At 70.7% G+C, this 14057-nt stretch carries 13 protein-coding genes; 1 reads left to right on the top strand and 12 read right to left on the bottom strand.

What is annotated here, in order from left to right; all coding sequences use genetic code 11:
* Positions 1-45: 45 nt before the first annotated feature.
* From ACFWY5_RS02155 to ACFWY5_RS02180, 6 genes are all read right to left on the bottom strand, one after another.
* Positions 46-1716 carry a tetratricopeptide repeat protein gene (locus ACFWY5_RS02155; RefSeq protein WP_379630317.1) on the bottom strand — a complete coding sequence of 557 codons (1671 nt, stop codon included), beginning with the start codon at positions 1714-1716 and terminating at the stop codon, positions 46-48.
* Positions 1717-2051: 335 nt separating this feature from the next.
* Positions 2052-3224, bottom strand: a complete 1173-nt coding sequence (gene ftsY / locus ACFWY5_RS02160; RefSeq protein ID WP_379630318.1) for a signal recognition particle-docking protein FtsY — start codon at positions 3222-3224, stop codon at positions 2052-2054.
* 54 nt (positions 3225-3278) lie between these two features.
* Positions 3279-6956 carry a chromosome segregation protein SMC gene (gene smc / locus ACFWY5_RS02165; protein WP_379630319.1) on the bottom strand — a complete coding sequence of 1226 codons (3678 nt, stop codon included), beginning with the start codon at positions 6954-6956 and terminating at the stop codon, positions 3279-3281.
* 219 nt (positions 6957-7175) lie between these two features.
* Positions 7176-7370 (bottom strand): hypothetical protein, encoded by a 195-nt coding sequence (locus ACFWY5_RS02170; protein WP_157250910.1) that lies wholly within the window; start codon positions 7368-7370, stop codon positions 7176-7178.
* Between the two features lie 190 nt (positions 7371-7560).
* Positions 7561-7839, bottom strand: a complete 279-nt coding sequence (locus tag ACFWY5_RS02175; RefSeq protein WP_184960384.1) for an acylphosphatase — start codon at positions 7837-7839, stop codon at positions 7561-7563.
* On the bottom strand, positions 7840-8757 hold the full coding sequence (locus ACFWY5_RS02180) for a LysR substrate-binding domain-containing protein (protein WP_379630320.1): 918 nt from the start codon (positions 8755-8757) through the stop codon (positions 7840-7842).
* 78 nt (positions 8758-8835) lie between these two features.
* On the opposite strand from ACFWY5_RS02180, the gene ACFWY5_RS02185 reads away from it, so the two are divergent.
* A complete protein-coding gene (locus ACFWY5_RS02185; RefSeq protein WP_379630321.1) occupies positions 8836-9969 on the top strand; it encodes an MFS transporter in 1134 nt (377 codons plus the stop codon).
* Here the strand turns inward: ACFWY5_RS02185 and mutM are convergent.
* The 6 genes from mutM to rsmD form a co-directional block, all read right to left on the bottom strand.
* Positions 9917-10759, bottom strand: a complete 843-nt coding sequence (gene mutM / locus ACFWY5_RS02190; RefSeq protein ID WP_379612475.1) for a bifunctional DNA-formamidopyrimidine glycosylase/DNA-(apurinic or apyrimidinic site) lyase — start codon at positions 10757-10759, stop codon at positions 9917-9919. The two genes, ACFWY5_RS02185 and mutM, sit on opposite strands and share 53 nt — an antisense overlap.
* Before the next feature lie 2 nt (positions 10760-10761).
* Entirely contained in the window at positions 10762-11481 is a 720-nt protein-coding gene (gene rnc / locus ACFWY5_RS02195) for a ribonuclease III (RefSeq protein WP_379612526.1), read from the bottom strand.
* 209 nt (positions 11482-11690) lie between these two features.
* On the bottom strand, positions 11691-11870 hold the full coding sequence (rpmF, locus tag ACFWY5_RS02200; RefSeq protein WP_184960388.1) for a 50S ribosomal protein L32: 180 nt from the start codon (positions 11868-11870) through the stop codon (positions 11691-11693).
* Between the two features lies 1 nt (position 11871).
* Positions 11872-12423 carry a YceD family protein gene (locus ACFWY5_RS02205; protein WP_379612476.1) on the bottom strand — a complete coding sequence of 184 codons (552 nt, stop codon included), beginning with the start codon at positions 12421-12423 and terminating at the stop codon, positions 11872-11874.
* Positions 12424-12495: 72 nt separating this feature from the next.
* A complete protein-coding gene (gene coaD, locus ACFWY5_RS02210) occupies positions 12496-12972 on the bottom strand; it encodes a pantetheine-phosphate adenylyltransferase (RefSeq protein ID WP_379612477.1) in 477 nt (158 codons plus the stop codon).
* Positions 12973-12987: 15 nt separating this feature from the next.
* Positions 12988-13554 (bottom strand): 16S rRNA (guanine(966)-N(2))-methyltransferase RsmD, encoded by a 567-nt coding sequence (gene rsmD, locus ACFWY5_RS02215; protein ID WP_379630322.1) that lies wholly within the window; start codon positions 13552-13554, stop codon positions 12988-12990.
* Positions 13555-14057 lie beyond the last annotated feature (503 nt).

The following is a 14057-nucleotide window of genomic DNA, read 5'->3' on the forward strand; positions in this document are numbered from 1 at the left end:
GGCCGCTTCACCGGCTGATCGCTTCGCCTGCTGTCGCTCAACCGGCTATCGGGCCAGCTCGCGCCGGACGTCGGGGTCGTCCGGGTCCAGCCGCGCCGCCCGCTCCAGATCCGCCCGCGCCTCCCGTTCCCGTCCCGCCGCGCGCAGCGCCAGCGCCCGGTTGAACAGCAGATCCGCGCGTTCCCCCAGCTCCAGCGCGCGGGTCAGGTCCGCGACCGCCGCCTCGTGCGCGCCCTCCTCGAACGCCAGCCCGCCACGCCCCGCCCACGCCGCCGCCAACCCGCCGTCCAGCGCCAGCGCGCCGTCGTAGGCCGCCCTGGCCGCCGCGCGCCGGCCCGCCGCCTGCTCGACCTGCCCCAGCACACACAGCAGGTACGGCTCCCGCGGCGTCAGCCGCAACCCCGCCTCCACGTCGGCCCGCGCCCCGCCCTGATCACCCAGGGCGGCCCGCAGCCCGGCCCGGTTGACGTAGCCGGGCGCGAAACCCGGATCGAGCTCCAGCGCGTAGTCGAGATCGGCCAGCGCTCCGGCCAGGTCGCCGCGCGCGTAGCGGACCTCGGCGCGGTTGTAGTACGGCTCGGGGAAAGGCGGGCTGACCCGCATCGCGCTCTCGTAGTCGGCGACCGCCTCGTCGAGACGCCCCAGCTTGTGGAGGAGTGTCCCGCGGTCGAGGTAGTAGTCGGGATAGCCGGGGTCGGCGGCGATCGCGGCGGCGTAGTCGGCCAGCGCCTCCCCGGTACGGCCCAGCACGCCGAGGAGCTGACCGCGATTGGCCCGCAGCACCAGCCGGTGGATCGGGTGCGCGTCCGGCGGCAGGTCGCGGTCGGCCAGCTCGATGGCCTGTTCGACCAGGGTGAGGGCGGCGGTCAGGCGGCCTCGCCGTACCTCGATGAGGGCTTTGCCGTTGAGGTCGAAGCCGAGGTGGAAGGCGCGCTCGCGGCGGTCGGGCAGCAGCGAGGTGATGGTGATCGCCTCGTTGATCCAGGCCAGCGCCTCCTCGGGGTCGCGCCGGCCGGGATCGTGGTGGCGGACGAACAGCATCGCGATCGAGCAGGCCAAGGTGGCGCGGTGGCCGGGATCGGTGGTGACGCGCCTGGCCCGCTCGTACAGGTCCCGGGCGGCGGGCTCGCGGCCGATCGCCTCCAGCGCGGCGGTGGTGCGGTGCAGCAGCGTCCACCATCGTTCGGGGTCGTCGTCGTGGGTGAGCACCTCCAGCTCGGCCAGCCCGGCCTCGGCCATGGCGTGGTGGAAGCCCTCGTCGCGGAAGCGGTCGTAGTCGGCGGCGAACGGCCCGCCGCCGGGCCGGCCCTCCACCTCGGTGATCACCAGCTCGGGCACGCGCCGCCGCAGCACCTCCACCAGCTGGACGTCGGTCGGGTCGGCCGCGGCCAGGTTCGCCACGGCGACGACCAGCGGCCCGGTCCTGGCCAGGTGGTCACGGACGAACTCGGCCAGCCCGTTGGCGATCCGCAGCGTACGCCCAGCGCCCGGGATCAGGATGCGCTGCTCACGGGGCAGGTCGTCGGCCAGCGACCCCCTGCCGCGCGGGACCCGCGGCGCGAGGTGCGGCGCCGCGGCCCTGATCTCGATGTCGTGGGCGGCCACCAGCTCGGGCCCGTACACGAGCGCCGCGGGCACGAGGGCGTCCAGGAGCGCCGCACCGAACGTGTAGGGGCCGCGGGGACGCCGGTCGGCGTCGATGGTCGGAAGGTTCACCAGGTCCTTTTCCAAGCCGAAGGGCGGCCCGCATCTCCCAGGAGAAGGAGACGGACCGCCCTTTTGAGATCAGTTCTTGTGCCGCGGCGCGTCGACGCCTGCAGGCTTGACTGTTCCCGGCTTGTGAACCACGACCTTTTTCATTCTTGCCCTTCCACTCCGCACACACCTCATGACGCGAACGTTCCGAATACGACCGCGATCTCTAGGTGACCGACTCATGTGAACACACGGCCGAGTCGGAGATCAAGACCTGCGGGGTAAGGGTCATTACCCACCAAATAAGGAGACGCTCCACGGAACCCCATGGAGCGTCCGAAAACCCACCAAAAGCCTCAGTCGTCACCCAAGATCGCGTCGACGAAGACCTCCGGATCGAACGGCGCCAGGTCGTCCGCCCCCTCGCCCAGGCCCACCAGCTTGACCGGCACGCCCAGCTCGCGCTGCACCGAGATCACGATGCCGCCCTTGGCCGTGCCGTCGAGCTTGGTCAGCGCGATGCCCGTGATGTTGACCACCTCGGCGAACACCTGGGCCTGCCGCATGCCGTTCTGGCCGGTCGTGGCGTCGAGCACGAGCAGGACCTCGTCGACCGTGGCCTTCTTCTCGATGACGCGCTTGACCTTGCCCAGCTCGTCCATGAGGCCGGTCTTGGTGTGCAGGCGGCCCGCGGTGTCGACGATCACGACGTCCGCCTTCTCCGCCATGCCCTTGGCCGTCGCGTCGAAGGCGACCGACGCCGGGTCGCCACCCTCGGGGCCGCGCACGACCTCGGCGCCCACCCGGTCGCCCCAGGTCTGCAACTGGTCGGCGGCGGCGGCGCGGAAGGTGTCGGCGGCGCCGAGCACGACCTTCTTGCCGTCGCCCACCAGCGAGCGGGCCAGCTTGCCGGTCGTGGTGGTCTTGCCGGTGCCGTTGACGCCGACCACGAGCACCACCGCGGGCCGTTCGCCGTGCTTGGCGATGTGCAGCGTGCGGTCCAGGTCGGGGTTGACCTGCGTCAGCAACTGCTCGCGCAGCAGACCGCGCACCTCGTGCGGCGTCCGGCTGCCGAGCACCTTGACCTTGGTCTTCAGCTCCTCGACCATCACCTGCGTCGGCGCGACGCCGACGTCGGCGGTGATCAGGCTCTCCTCGATCTCGTCCCACACCTCGTCGTCGAGACGGTCGCGGGACAGCAGCTCCAGCAGGCCGCGGCCGAACGCGCTCTGCGAGCGGGCCAGCCGCGAGCGCAGCCGCACCATCCGGCCGGCCGACGGCGGCGGCACCTCGACCTCGGGCTTGACCACGACCGCGGGAGCGGGCGGCGGAACGGTGGTCGTGGCGCCCTCGGACTCCTCACCACCCCCGGCCGGCCGCTTCTCCTTCTCCTCGGGAAGCGGGATCGTCGCCGGCGGCTCGACCGGCGGCGCGCCCTTGCCACCCGGCCTGAACAGCAGGAAGAGGCCGCCGGCCGCCAGCAGGGCGACGACGACCACGATCACGATGATGCCCAGGTAACCATCCACAACAAGTCAGTTTTCCAGATCAGCCCGCATGCTCGCGCCCGGGGAGCGTGCGCGTCAGGCCGGTTCGCGCTCCCGCAGGCGCTGGCTGACGACCTGGGTGACGCCGTCACCACGCATGGACACGCCGTACAGGGCGTCGGCGATCTCCATCGTGCGCTTGTTGTGCGTGATGACGATCAGCTGCGAACTCTGCCGCAATTCCTCGAAAAGCGTCAGCAGCCGCTGCGTGTTGGTGTCGTCGAGCGCCGCCTCGACCTCGTCCATCACATAGAACGGCGACGGCCGCGCCTTGAAGATGGAGATCAGGAACGCCACCGCCGTCAGCGACCGCTCACCGCCCGACAGCAGCGACAGCCGCTTGACCTTCTTGCCCGGCGGCCTGGCCTCGACCTCGATGCCGGTCGTCAGCATGTCGGCGGGGTCGGTCAGCACGAGCCGCCCGTCGCCGCCAGGGAACACGCGGGTGAAGATCTGCTCGAACTCGCGGGCGACGTCCTCGTAGGCGGAGGAGAACATCGCCTCGACCCGGTTGTCGACCTCCTGGACGACCGTCATCAGCTCACGCCTGGTCTTCCTGAGGTCTTCGAGCTGGCTGTTGAGGAAGGCGTGGCGCTCCTCCAGCGCGGCGAACTCCTCCAGCGCCAGCGGGTTGACCTTGCCGAGCTGGTTCATCTGCTTCTCGGCGATCCTGGCGCGCTTCTCCTGCTCCTCCCGGACGTACGGCACGGGCGGATCCCCGGGGACCGGTACGGCCGGGCCGTACTCGGAGATCAGCGACTCGGCCTCCACCCCGAACTCGTCGAGCGCCCGCTGCTCCATCTGCTCCAGCCGGAGCCGCTGCTCGGTACGGGCCACCTCGCTGCCGTGCACCCGGTTGACCAGCTTGTCGAGCTCCTGCGACAGCTCGCGTACGCGCAGGCGTACCTGCTTCAGCTCCGCGTCGATCGCCACCCTGGCCAGGTCCGCCTCGTCACGCTCGCGCGAGGCCCGCTCGATCGAGCCGGCCAGCGCCCCGAGCACCCGCTTGGCGCCCTTGGCCACGGCCTCGGCCACGACGGCCTGCCTGCGGCGCCTGGCCCGCTGCGCGGCGGCCTGAGCGCGCTCCTGACGCTCGCGCTCGGCGGCCCGCACCAGGCCGTCGGCCCGGCCCTCGATGCCCTTGACCCGCTCCTCCGCCGTGCGGACCTGCAGGCGGGTCTCCATCTCGCGCTGCCTGGCGAGGTTGGTGGCCTCGGCCAGCTCGTCGCGGGTGTCGGTGGTGGGCTCGGACTCCAGCTCGCCCGCGTACTCCGCCTCGGCCAGCCGGATCTCCAGCTCGGCCACCTCTTCCAGCGCCTCGGCCCGCGCCTCCTCGGCGGTGGCGACGCTCTTGGCCAGGCGGGCGGCCTCGGCGGCGGCGGCCTCGGCGGCGGCCTCCAGCTGGGCCAGGCGCTTGGCGGCAGCGGCGTTGCGCTGGTCGGCCTCGCGCTGCCTGCCCCTGACCTGGTCGAGCGTGCCCTGGGCGGCGCTGAGGCCGGACTGGGCGGTGCTGACGGCGGTCTGGGCCTCGGTGACGCGGGCCTGGGCGGCTTCGAGCCGGGCCTGGGCCTCGTGCTCCGCCTCGACTGCCGCCTCGAAGCCGGCGGCGCTACGCTCGGCGGTGATCTGGGCGGCGTCGAGGTCGGCGGTGGCCTGGTCGAGGGCGGAGCGCATCTGCAGGACGGACGAGCCGCCCACCGCGCCGCCGCCCGCCAGGTGGACGCCCACCAGGTCGCCCTGCCTGGTCACGGCCCTGAGCTCGGGGCGCCGCTCGACCAGCTCCTTCGCCCCGGCCAGGTCGTCGACCACGACGACACCGGCCAGCACGTGGTCGACGGCGGCTCTGAGATGGTCGGGAACGATCACCAGATCGGCGGCCCAGACACCCCGCGCGTCGAGGGCGGGCCGGGACCCCGCGCGGCCCTCGCCCGCGATCAGGATGGTCGCGTGGCCGCCGTCACCGGCGCGCAGGAGCTCGAAGGCCTCCACCGCCGTGTCGAGCGACTTCACCGCGATCGCCTCGGCCACCGGGCCCAGAACGGCGGCGACGGCCAGTTCGGCGCCGGGCGCCACGGTCAGCTCGGTGGCCAGCGGGCCCTGGACTCCCGCCAGGTCGGCCTCCAGCAGCGCGGCGCCGCCGTCGGCGCCCTTGCTCAGGCCGAGTTCGAGTGCTTCGCGCCGGGCCTGGAGGCCGGCCACCGCCTTCTGGGCCTGCTGGTCGGCGGTGCGGGCCGTACCCACGGCGGATTTCGCGGCCTGCAGGGCCGCGCGCGGGACGTCGAGACCCGACCTGGACTCCTCCACGGCGGCGCGGGCCTCGTCGGCGACCGCCTTGGCCTCCTCGACCAGCGTCTGCGCGGTGTCGAGCTCCTCGGCGAGCGCCGGGTCGACGGCGGGCTCGGCGCGCTGCTGCTCCTCAAGCTCCATCCGGCCGGCGCGCTCGCGCTCGGCGGCGTCGAAGACGCCCTGCGCCAGGCGGCCGATCTCCTCGTCGGCGGCGCGGGCGCGGCTGCGCGCCGAGTCGACCTTGCCGCGCAGCCTGGCCAGGCCCTCGCGGCGGTCGGCCTGGGCGCGGGCGGCCATGGCCAGGCGCTGCTCCTCGCCGCTCAGCTCGGCCTCGGCCTCGGCCCGGCGCTGTACGGCCTCCTCCAGCAGTTCCTGGGCGTGCTCCAGCTCGGCGTTGAGTATGAGCTCCTGCTCGCGTGCCTCGGCGGCCTCGCGTTCGAGCTCCTCGGGGTCGCGGCCGCGCCGTTCGATGGCGGCGGCGTCGACGGCGTGACGGTGGCGTTCCGCGGCGAGCTGTTCCAGTCCCGAGGTGCGCTCGCGCAGGGAGGACAGCCGGAAGAAGGTCTCCTGCGCGGCCGACAGCCGCGGCTGGGCCTGCGCCTCGGCCTCCTCCAGGGCGGCCTCGCGCTCCTGGCCCTGCGCGAGCTCGGTCTCGACCTGGGTACGGCGGGCCTGGATCGCCGCCTCGTCGGCCGCCTCCCTGAGCAGCGTGTCGCGCAGGATGCCGACGTCGTCGGCCAGCAGCCGCAGCCGGGCGTCACGCAGGTCGGCCTGGATGACGGCGGCCTTGCGGGCGATCTCGGCCTGGCGGCCCAATGGCTTGAGCTGGCGGCGCAGCTCGGTGGCGAGGTCCTGGGCCCGGGTGAGGTTGGCCTGCATCGCGTCGAGCTTGCGCAGCGCCTTTTCCTTGCGCTTGCGGTGCTTGAGCACGCCGGCGGCCTCTTCGATGAAGGCGCGGCGGTCCTCGGGGCCCGCGTGGAGCACGGCGTCGAGCTGGCCCTGGCCGACGATGACGTGCATCTCCCTGCCGATGCCCGAGTCGGACAGCAGCTCCTGGATGTCGAGCAGGCGGCACGTGTCGCCGTTGATGGCGTACTCGGACTGGCCGCTTCTGAACATCAGGCGGCTGATCGTCACCTCGGTGTAGTCGATCGGCAGCGCGCCGTCGGAGTTGTCGATCGTCAGCGTGACCTCGGCACGGCCGAGCGGCGGCCGGCTGGAGGTGCCGGCGAAGATCACGTCCTCCATCTTGCCGCCGCGCAGCGACTTGGCGCTGTGCTCGCCCATGACCCAGGCGAGGGCGTCGACGACATTGGACTTGCCGGACCCGTTGGGTCCGACGACACAGGTGATCCCCGGTTCGAAACGCAGTGCGGTGGCCGAGGCGAACGACTTGAATCCACGCAGGGTGAGGGTCTTCAGGTACACCTGATGACCCCCTCCCGTCGACCGCGTTCCGGAAAGCCTACTGGTCTCTGCCCTTGGGCTCGTGCTAAGAACCAGTGTGCGATACGGCAAGGCGGGTGAGGGCGGTTATCCGCGCGTGTCTGCGCACTCGCGGACCACCAACGTGAACTTCTTCAGAAATGTGGACAAATAGCAAGGGACGCCTCTCCGAGACGTCCCTAGATGTAGCGCTCCGACCACTCAGGTGAGTGCCGGCTCGCGCTCCTGCATACGGCCCCGTGCCTCATCACGGGTCTGCGCCGCAAGAGCGTCATTCTGGGCCTGGAGCCGGATGAGTTCTGCCTCCAGATCCCGAATACGCTGTTGCAGGCGGCGCATCTCCGAGACCATCCGAGGGTCAGGACCGCCGACGTGGCCTAGTAGAGCCTTCGCCATGGTTAAGGGTCCTCCACGCTGAGTGACCAGACTGGTTCGCGCACTTCTATTCCGCGGGAGGGGTGCGCGTGGTACCTAACAAGAGTCGCACCGGCAGTGTGGGCGGTCAAGTCGAACGCACCGCAGAGACGCACCGATGGGCACTCCCGACATACAAATATACCCTATTTGGGGGGTTTAACGAAAGGGTCTACCTCTCCATAAACCCAACCAAACTACCTCGGGGTTCGCTCCACCGTTCCACTACTCCCGTCACCTTGCCCGGCGTGTCGCAACCTCGCAGCAGCTCAAGCAGCTTGACGCAGGACTCCCTGGACCCCTCCGCGACGACCTCCACCCGGCCGTCGTCCATGTTGCGCGCCCACCCGGCCAGCCCCAGCTCAAGCGCCCGCGCGCGGGTCCACCAGCGGAAGCCGACACCCTGGACACGACCCCTTACCCAGGCCGTCAGCCGCGTGTCATCGCCCATTCATCCGGTCACTCTCTGTAGATTTACTGCCACTTCTCCGGCATTTCGGTCGGCAGCCAGCTCGGCGAACGCGGTGATCGCCGTCGTGCGCCTCGTACGCTGCCACACCAGGCCGAGCACCGAGTCCGGCAGGCCCGTGACCGGCACGAACGTGACGTCGTCGCGCCCCAGATAGGCCGCCGTCGGGGTGCAGAACAACATGCTCCCGCGGTTCAGCGCGACCTCGGTCAGGCCCTCCTGGCTCGTGGAAACCTCTCCGGCCGACGGGATGGGCAGGCCGCCGGGCGTCGTCACCGGGGCCGTCAGCTCCCTCCAGCAGCGCGGCGCCGGGCCCTCCACCCCGACCAGCGGCACTCCGGCCAGCTCCTCTGCGTCGATGGACACGCGCCGGGCCAGCGGATGCGCCGGCGACAGGGCCAGTTGCATCGGCACCCGGTTCAGCGCCACGCTCGTCTCCAGGTCGGGCTCGGCGACCGGAAGCAGCGTGAACGTGAGATCCACCACACCCTCGCGCACCTTGCCGAACGGATCGGACAGCGGGACCTCGACCAGCTCGACCGCGCACTCGGGGAAACGGTGCTCGAAGGCGCGCACCGCCCCGGTGACGACCTCGCCCGGCGTGCTGAGGAATCCGACCCGCAGCACGCCGTACACGCTCCTGGCGGCCGATCTGGCGCGGTTCACCGCGCCGTGCAGCCCCTCGAAGGCGGGGCGTACGTCGGCGAGGAATCGCTCGCCCAGCGGGGTCAGCCGCACCCGGCGGCTCGTCCGCTCGAAGAGCCGGGCGCCGATCGAGTCCTCCAGCGAGCGGACGATCTGGCTGACCCGGCCGGGAGACAGGTACAGCCGCTCGGCGGCCTTGGCGAAATGGAGCTCCTCGCTCACCACGACGAACGTCTCCAGCTGTCTGAACTCCACGGCACTCCTTAGTCCAGCTAAACCAAGGATTCGATCTTCGGCATTGTTCCCGCGTGCGCTCGTTCACAGGCTTGGACCATGACGACGATTGACACATCCCGGGCATATTGGCCCGCCGTCCTCGCCACGGCCGTGGGCATTTTCATCGTGGTGACCAGCGAGATGATGCCCATCGGGCTGCTGACGCCGATCAGCGGCGCGATGGGAGTTTCCACCGGCGTCGCCGGGCTGACCATGTCGGCGCCCGGCCTGGTCGCCGCGGTGGCCGCGCCCGTGCTGGCCATGAGCGTACGCGGGCTCGACCGGCGCATGCTGCTGGCCGGGCTCATGGCGCTGCTGGTGCTGTCGAACCTGGTGGCGGCGCTCGCGCCCAACTTCACGGTGATGATGGCGGCCCGGGTGGTGACCGGCGTGAGCATCGGCGGCTACTGGGCCTTCGCCGCGAGCCTCGCCGTACGGCTGGTGCCGCCGGGCTCCGTGGGCCGGGCCACCGCCATGATCGCGGGTGGCGTCTCCGTGGCCTCCGTGCTCGGCGTCCCCACGGGCACGCTGATCGCCTCCATGGCCGACTGGCGGTGGGCGTTCGGGGTGATGGCGCTGCTCGCCCTGGTCGTCACCGCGGCGCTCCTGGTCCTGCTTCCATCGCTGCCCGCCGAGAGCACGGTGAGCCTGGGCGGCGTCTGGCGCGACCCCGGCATGCGGGCCGTGCTGATCGTCATCGGCGTGGTCGTGATCGGCCACTTCGGCGCGTACACCTATGTCCGGCCGTTCCTGGAGCAGAGCGGCGCCAACATCAGCCTCACCCTCCTCGCCTACGGCCTGGCCGGCGTGGCCGGCAACTTCGCCGCGGGCGCGCTCGCCGCCACGCGGCCCAAGCAGGTGATCATCACGCTGACCCTGCTCATCGCCGTGGCCACCGCGGCACTGCCCCTGACGAGCGACCCGCTTCTCCTGGTCGTGCTGTGGGGCATGGCCTACGGCGGCGTCTCCGTCACCAGCCAGCTCTGGATGATCAAGGCGGGCGGCGGCGAGTCCGGCATGGCCTGGGTGTCGTCGGTGTTCAACGCCACCATCGCCGCCGGCGCGCTGGTCGGCGGGCGGATCGTGGACGGCGTTTCGCTGCCGGCCGTGCTGTGGTTCGCGACGGTGATGGCCGTGCTCAGCGCGGCTTACGCTGGCACGTCGGGCAGGAGTAGGACGAGCGGTTCATGAACGGGTCACGCCTGATCGGGGTGCCGCACCGCGAGCAGGGCAGGTCGCGCCTGCCGTAGGCCTCCAGGGAGCGCTCGAAGTAGCCGCTCTCGCCGTTGACGTTGACGTAGAGGCTGTCGAAGGACGTGCCGCCCTGCGCCAGGGCGGAGCTCATGACCGCGCGCACCCCGGCGAGCAGCTCGGTGATCTTGGGCTGGGTGAGGGTCCTGGTCGAGCGGGCCCAGTGGAGCTTGGCCAGCCACAGCGCCTCGTCGGCGTAGATGTTGCCGACGCCGCTGATCAGCGACTGGTCGAGCAGCGCCCGCTTGACCTCGGTGTTCTTCGCCTTCAGCTTGCGGGCGAAGACCGCGTCGGCGAAGGAGTCCTCGAACGGGTCGGGCGCGATGTGCGCGATCGGCTCGGGGACTCCGCCGGACATCGGCGTGACCATGACGTGGCCGAACGTGCGCTGGTCGACGAAGCGCAGGTCGGGGCCGCCGTCGGCGAAGCGCAGCCGTACGCGCAGATGCTTCTCCAGCGGCGAGTCCGGGCGCACCACGAGCAGCTGGCCGCTCATCCCCAGGTGGGCCATGAGCGCGTCGTCGGGGCCGAGCGGCAGCCACAGGTACTTGCCGCGGCGCTCGGCCGAGACGATCGTGCGGCCCTTCAGCCGCGAGGCGAACTCGTCGGCCCCGGGCAGGTGCCGCCGGACGGCGCGAGGATGCAGCACCTCGGCGTCGGCGATCTCCCGCCCGGTGACCCATTCCGCGAGGCCGCGGCGGACGACCTCGACCTCGGGCAGTTCGGGCATCCCTAACCGGCCGGCTGGCTCTCGCGCTGCTCGCGACGCGCCCTGATGCGGGTCCAGGCCGCCTCGGCCGCCTGCTGCTCGGCCTCCTTCTTGCTGCGACCGGTGCCCGAGCCGTAGGACTCGCCGCCCACGCGCACCACCGCGGTGAACGACTTGGCGTGGTCGGGGCCGCTCTCCTCGACGTGGTACTCGGGCACGCCGAGTGCCTCCGAGGCAGTCAGCTCCTGCAGCGAGGTCTTCCAGTCGAGGCCGGCGCCCAGCGAGGCCGAGCGCACGATCAGCGGATCGAACAGCACGTGCACGACGCGGAAGGCCTCTTCCAGGCCCTTGTCCACGTAGATCGCGCCGATCAGCGCCTCCAGCGTGTCGGCCAGGATGGACGACTTGTCGCGCCCGCCGGTGCCCTCCTCGCCCCTGCCGAGGCGAAGGAAGCGGCCCAGGCCCAGGGACCTGGCCACGTCGGCCAGCGCGCGCATGTTGACCACCGCGGCCCGCAGCTTGGCCAGCTGGCCCTCGGGCAGATCGGGGTGGTTGCGGTAGAGCGTATCGGTGACGACCAGGCCCAGCACCGAGTCGCCCAGGAACTCCAGGCGCTCGTTGGTGGGCAGGCCGCCGTTCTCGTACGCGTAGGAGCGGTGCGTCAGCGCCCGCTCAAGGATGTCGGAAGCGAGTCGTGCGGAAAGGACTCGTTCCAGTTCGTCTCTGGCGACCTCCACGGCCACCGGCTTGGGACCTGCGCCCACGTGTTTCCTCCTCGGACACCTTCACATGGCGCGATGGCTGTGGAAGATGCCCGAAAACGTGGTGGGCGTCGGGGATGGTGTCCCGGCGTCCACCACGGCCGCGGGCGAACCGCCACCGCACGCATCTCAGACGTTAACGCCGACCGGGGCACAATTGCACCCGGTCGGCATCACGTCAACTCTGCGAATCAGGCAGACGGCTCGACGACCTGACGGCGGTTGTACGTACCGCAGCTCGGGCAGGCGATGTGCGGCTGCTTCGGCGAACGGCACTGCGGGCAGCTCACCAGCGCGACAGCAGTCGTCTTCCACTGGGAGCGACGGGCGCGGGTGTTGCTCCGCGACATCTTTCGCTTCGGGACGGCCACGTCACTTCTCCTGATCGTTATCGTTCTCGGTAACCAGACCTTGCAACGACGCCCAGCGGACGTCGATCTTCTCGTGCCGGTGGTCCGGGCCGGCGTCAGCCAGCCTGGCCCCGCACTCCACGCAGAGCCCCTGGCAGTCGTCACCGCACATGGGGCTCAACGGCAGTGCGAGCACCGCCGCGTCGCGGAACGTCGGCTCGAGGTCGAGCAGCTCCCCGTCGAGCAGCGAATCCTCCTCCGAGGCGTCCTCGTCGGAGTAGAAGAACAGCTCCTGCAGCGCCACCTCGATGCCCGAGGAGATCGGGTCGAGACAGCGGGCGCACTCCCCGGCCAGCGGGGCCCGCGCCGTGCCACTGACGAGCACGCCTTCCATCACTGCTTCGAACCGGAGATCCAGCTCGACTTCGGCGTCCTTGGGGACACCGATCATGTCGACGCCGAGATCCGCCGGTGCCGGGAGCGAGAGCCGGCGCTCCAGCATCGTGCCCGGTCGCTTGCCCAGGTCGTGGGTAGAGATCACCCATGGGGAGCGGGGGTCGAGGTGCTGAGTCATCCTTGCTCTCGCTAGGCATGGCGAAACGATCGCCGTCGTACAAGGCCGAATAGAAAGAATACCAGGCCCTGGTCAGCCCCTGAGCCGCTCGATGAGCAGCTTGTGCACCAGATCCGGGACCAGGCCGGATACGTCCCCGCCGTAGCGGGCGATCTCCTTGACCCTGCTGGACGAGAGGAAAGAGTACTCGGGGTTGGTCGGCATGAACAGCGTCTCGACCCCGGACAGGCGATAGTTGAGCTGCGCCATCTGCAGCTCGTAGTCGAAGTCGCTGACCACCCGGATGCCCTTGACGATCGCGGGGATGTCGTTCTCCTTGCAGAAGTCGACCAGCAGGCCGTGGAACTTCCGCACCTTGACGTTCGGATACTCCTTGGTCACGGTCTGCAGGACGTCGATCCGCTCGTCGACCGTGAACAGGCTGCTCTTCTCGATGTTGATGAGCACCGCGACGGTCACCTCGTCGTAGAGCCGGGCGGACCGGCCGATGATGTCGAGATGACCGTTGGTGATGGGGTCGAACGACCCCGGGCAGACAACGCGCCGCAAGATGCCCTCCCAGGCTTACGGGTCCCTGGCGGCGCGACCGTACCAAACGGACGCTTCACCATATCGACGGACCCTCTCCTCAACGTAGCCTTCCGGCCATACCAGGGCATTTCCCCTGCTCTCGCGTTCAACCGCGATCAGGGCGTCCTCCGCCAGCCAGCCGTTGTCCCTGAGCCGGGCCAGAACCTCCAGAACCTCGTCATCCGCCACCGCATAGGGCGGATCCGCGAACACCACGTCATAAGGCTCCTCCCCCGGCTTGGCCAGCACCCGCTCCACCCGGTCGTGCACCACCTGAGCGCCGTCCAGCCCGAGCGCCGCGACGTTCGCCCTGATCGTCCGGACCGCCTTCGCGTCCGACTCCACCAGCAGCGCGTGGACGGCCCCACGCGACAAAGCCTCCAGCCCGACCGCCCCGGAACCCGCGAACAGATCCATCACCCGCGCCCCGTCCAGCCAGTGAAGTGAACCGAGGGTAGAGAAGATCCCTTCCCTTGCCCTGTCGCTGGTAGGTCGCGTCCCGCGCCCCGGCGGAACCGCCAGCCGACGCCCACCCGCGCTCCCCGCGATGATCCGAGTCATGAGGGCCATTGTTCCCCATGTCACCGCAGGTCAAGAGTGGACAAGTGTCGGCCTCGACTGCGCAAGGGTCGTTCCCTTGGGGCGGGCGGGCCCGCATGATGATGACTGCGGCCTTCGAGGTGACCCAAATGGAGGCCGACCGGCGTGATCGTGAGCCCTTCCGCACGCCGGATCCCTCGGCACCTGACCCGAGGGTGGGCCCAGCCGGGGACGGCATTCGGGGGGAGGCCGTCCCCGCCGCTGGGCCTTTTCGCTTTCTCAGGCTTTCGGCGTGCTCGTCGGTTCTTCACGCCCTTTCGCCGTTACGGCAAGCCGGGTTACCGCCACCCGCCATCGTGGGTTTCCGCCGATCGTGGGGGTCGCTTCTCACGTCGCACGTGGTCCCCGCCACAACGGCGATACGTGCACCACCCACCGTGCACCACCGCCCGCTCAACGCCCCGGGGCCGCCGTCCGGCCCTCAAGGCCCCTTTCCACCACCGCACACGACCCAAGCGCCCACA

Source organism: Nonomuraea sp. NPDC059007, from assembly GCF_042740555.1.
Lineage (GTDB): Bacteria > Actinomycetota > Actinomycetes > Streptosporangiales > Streptosporangiaceae > Nonomuraea.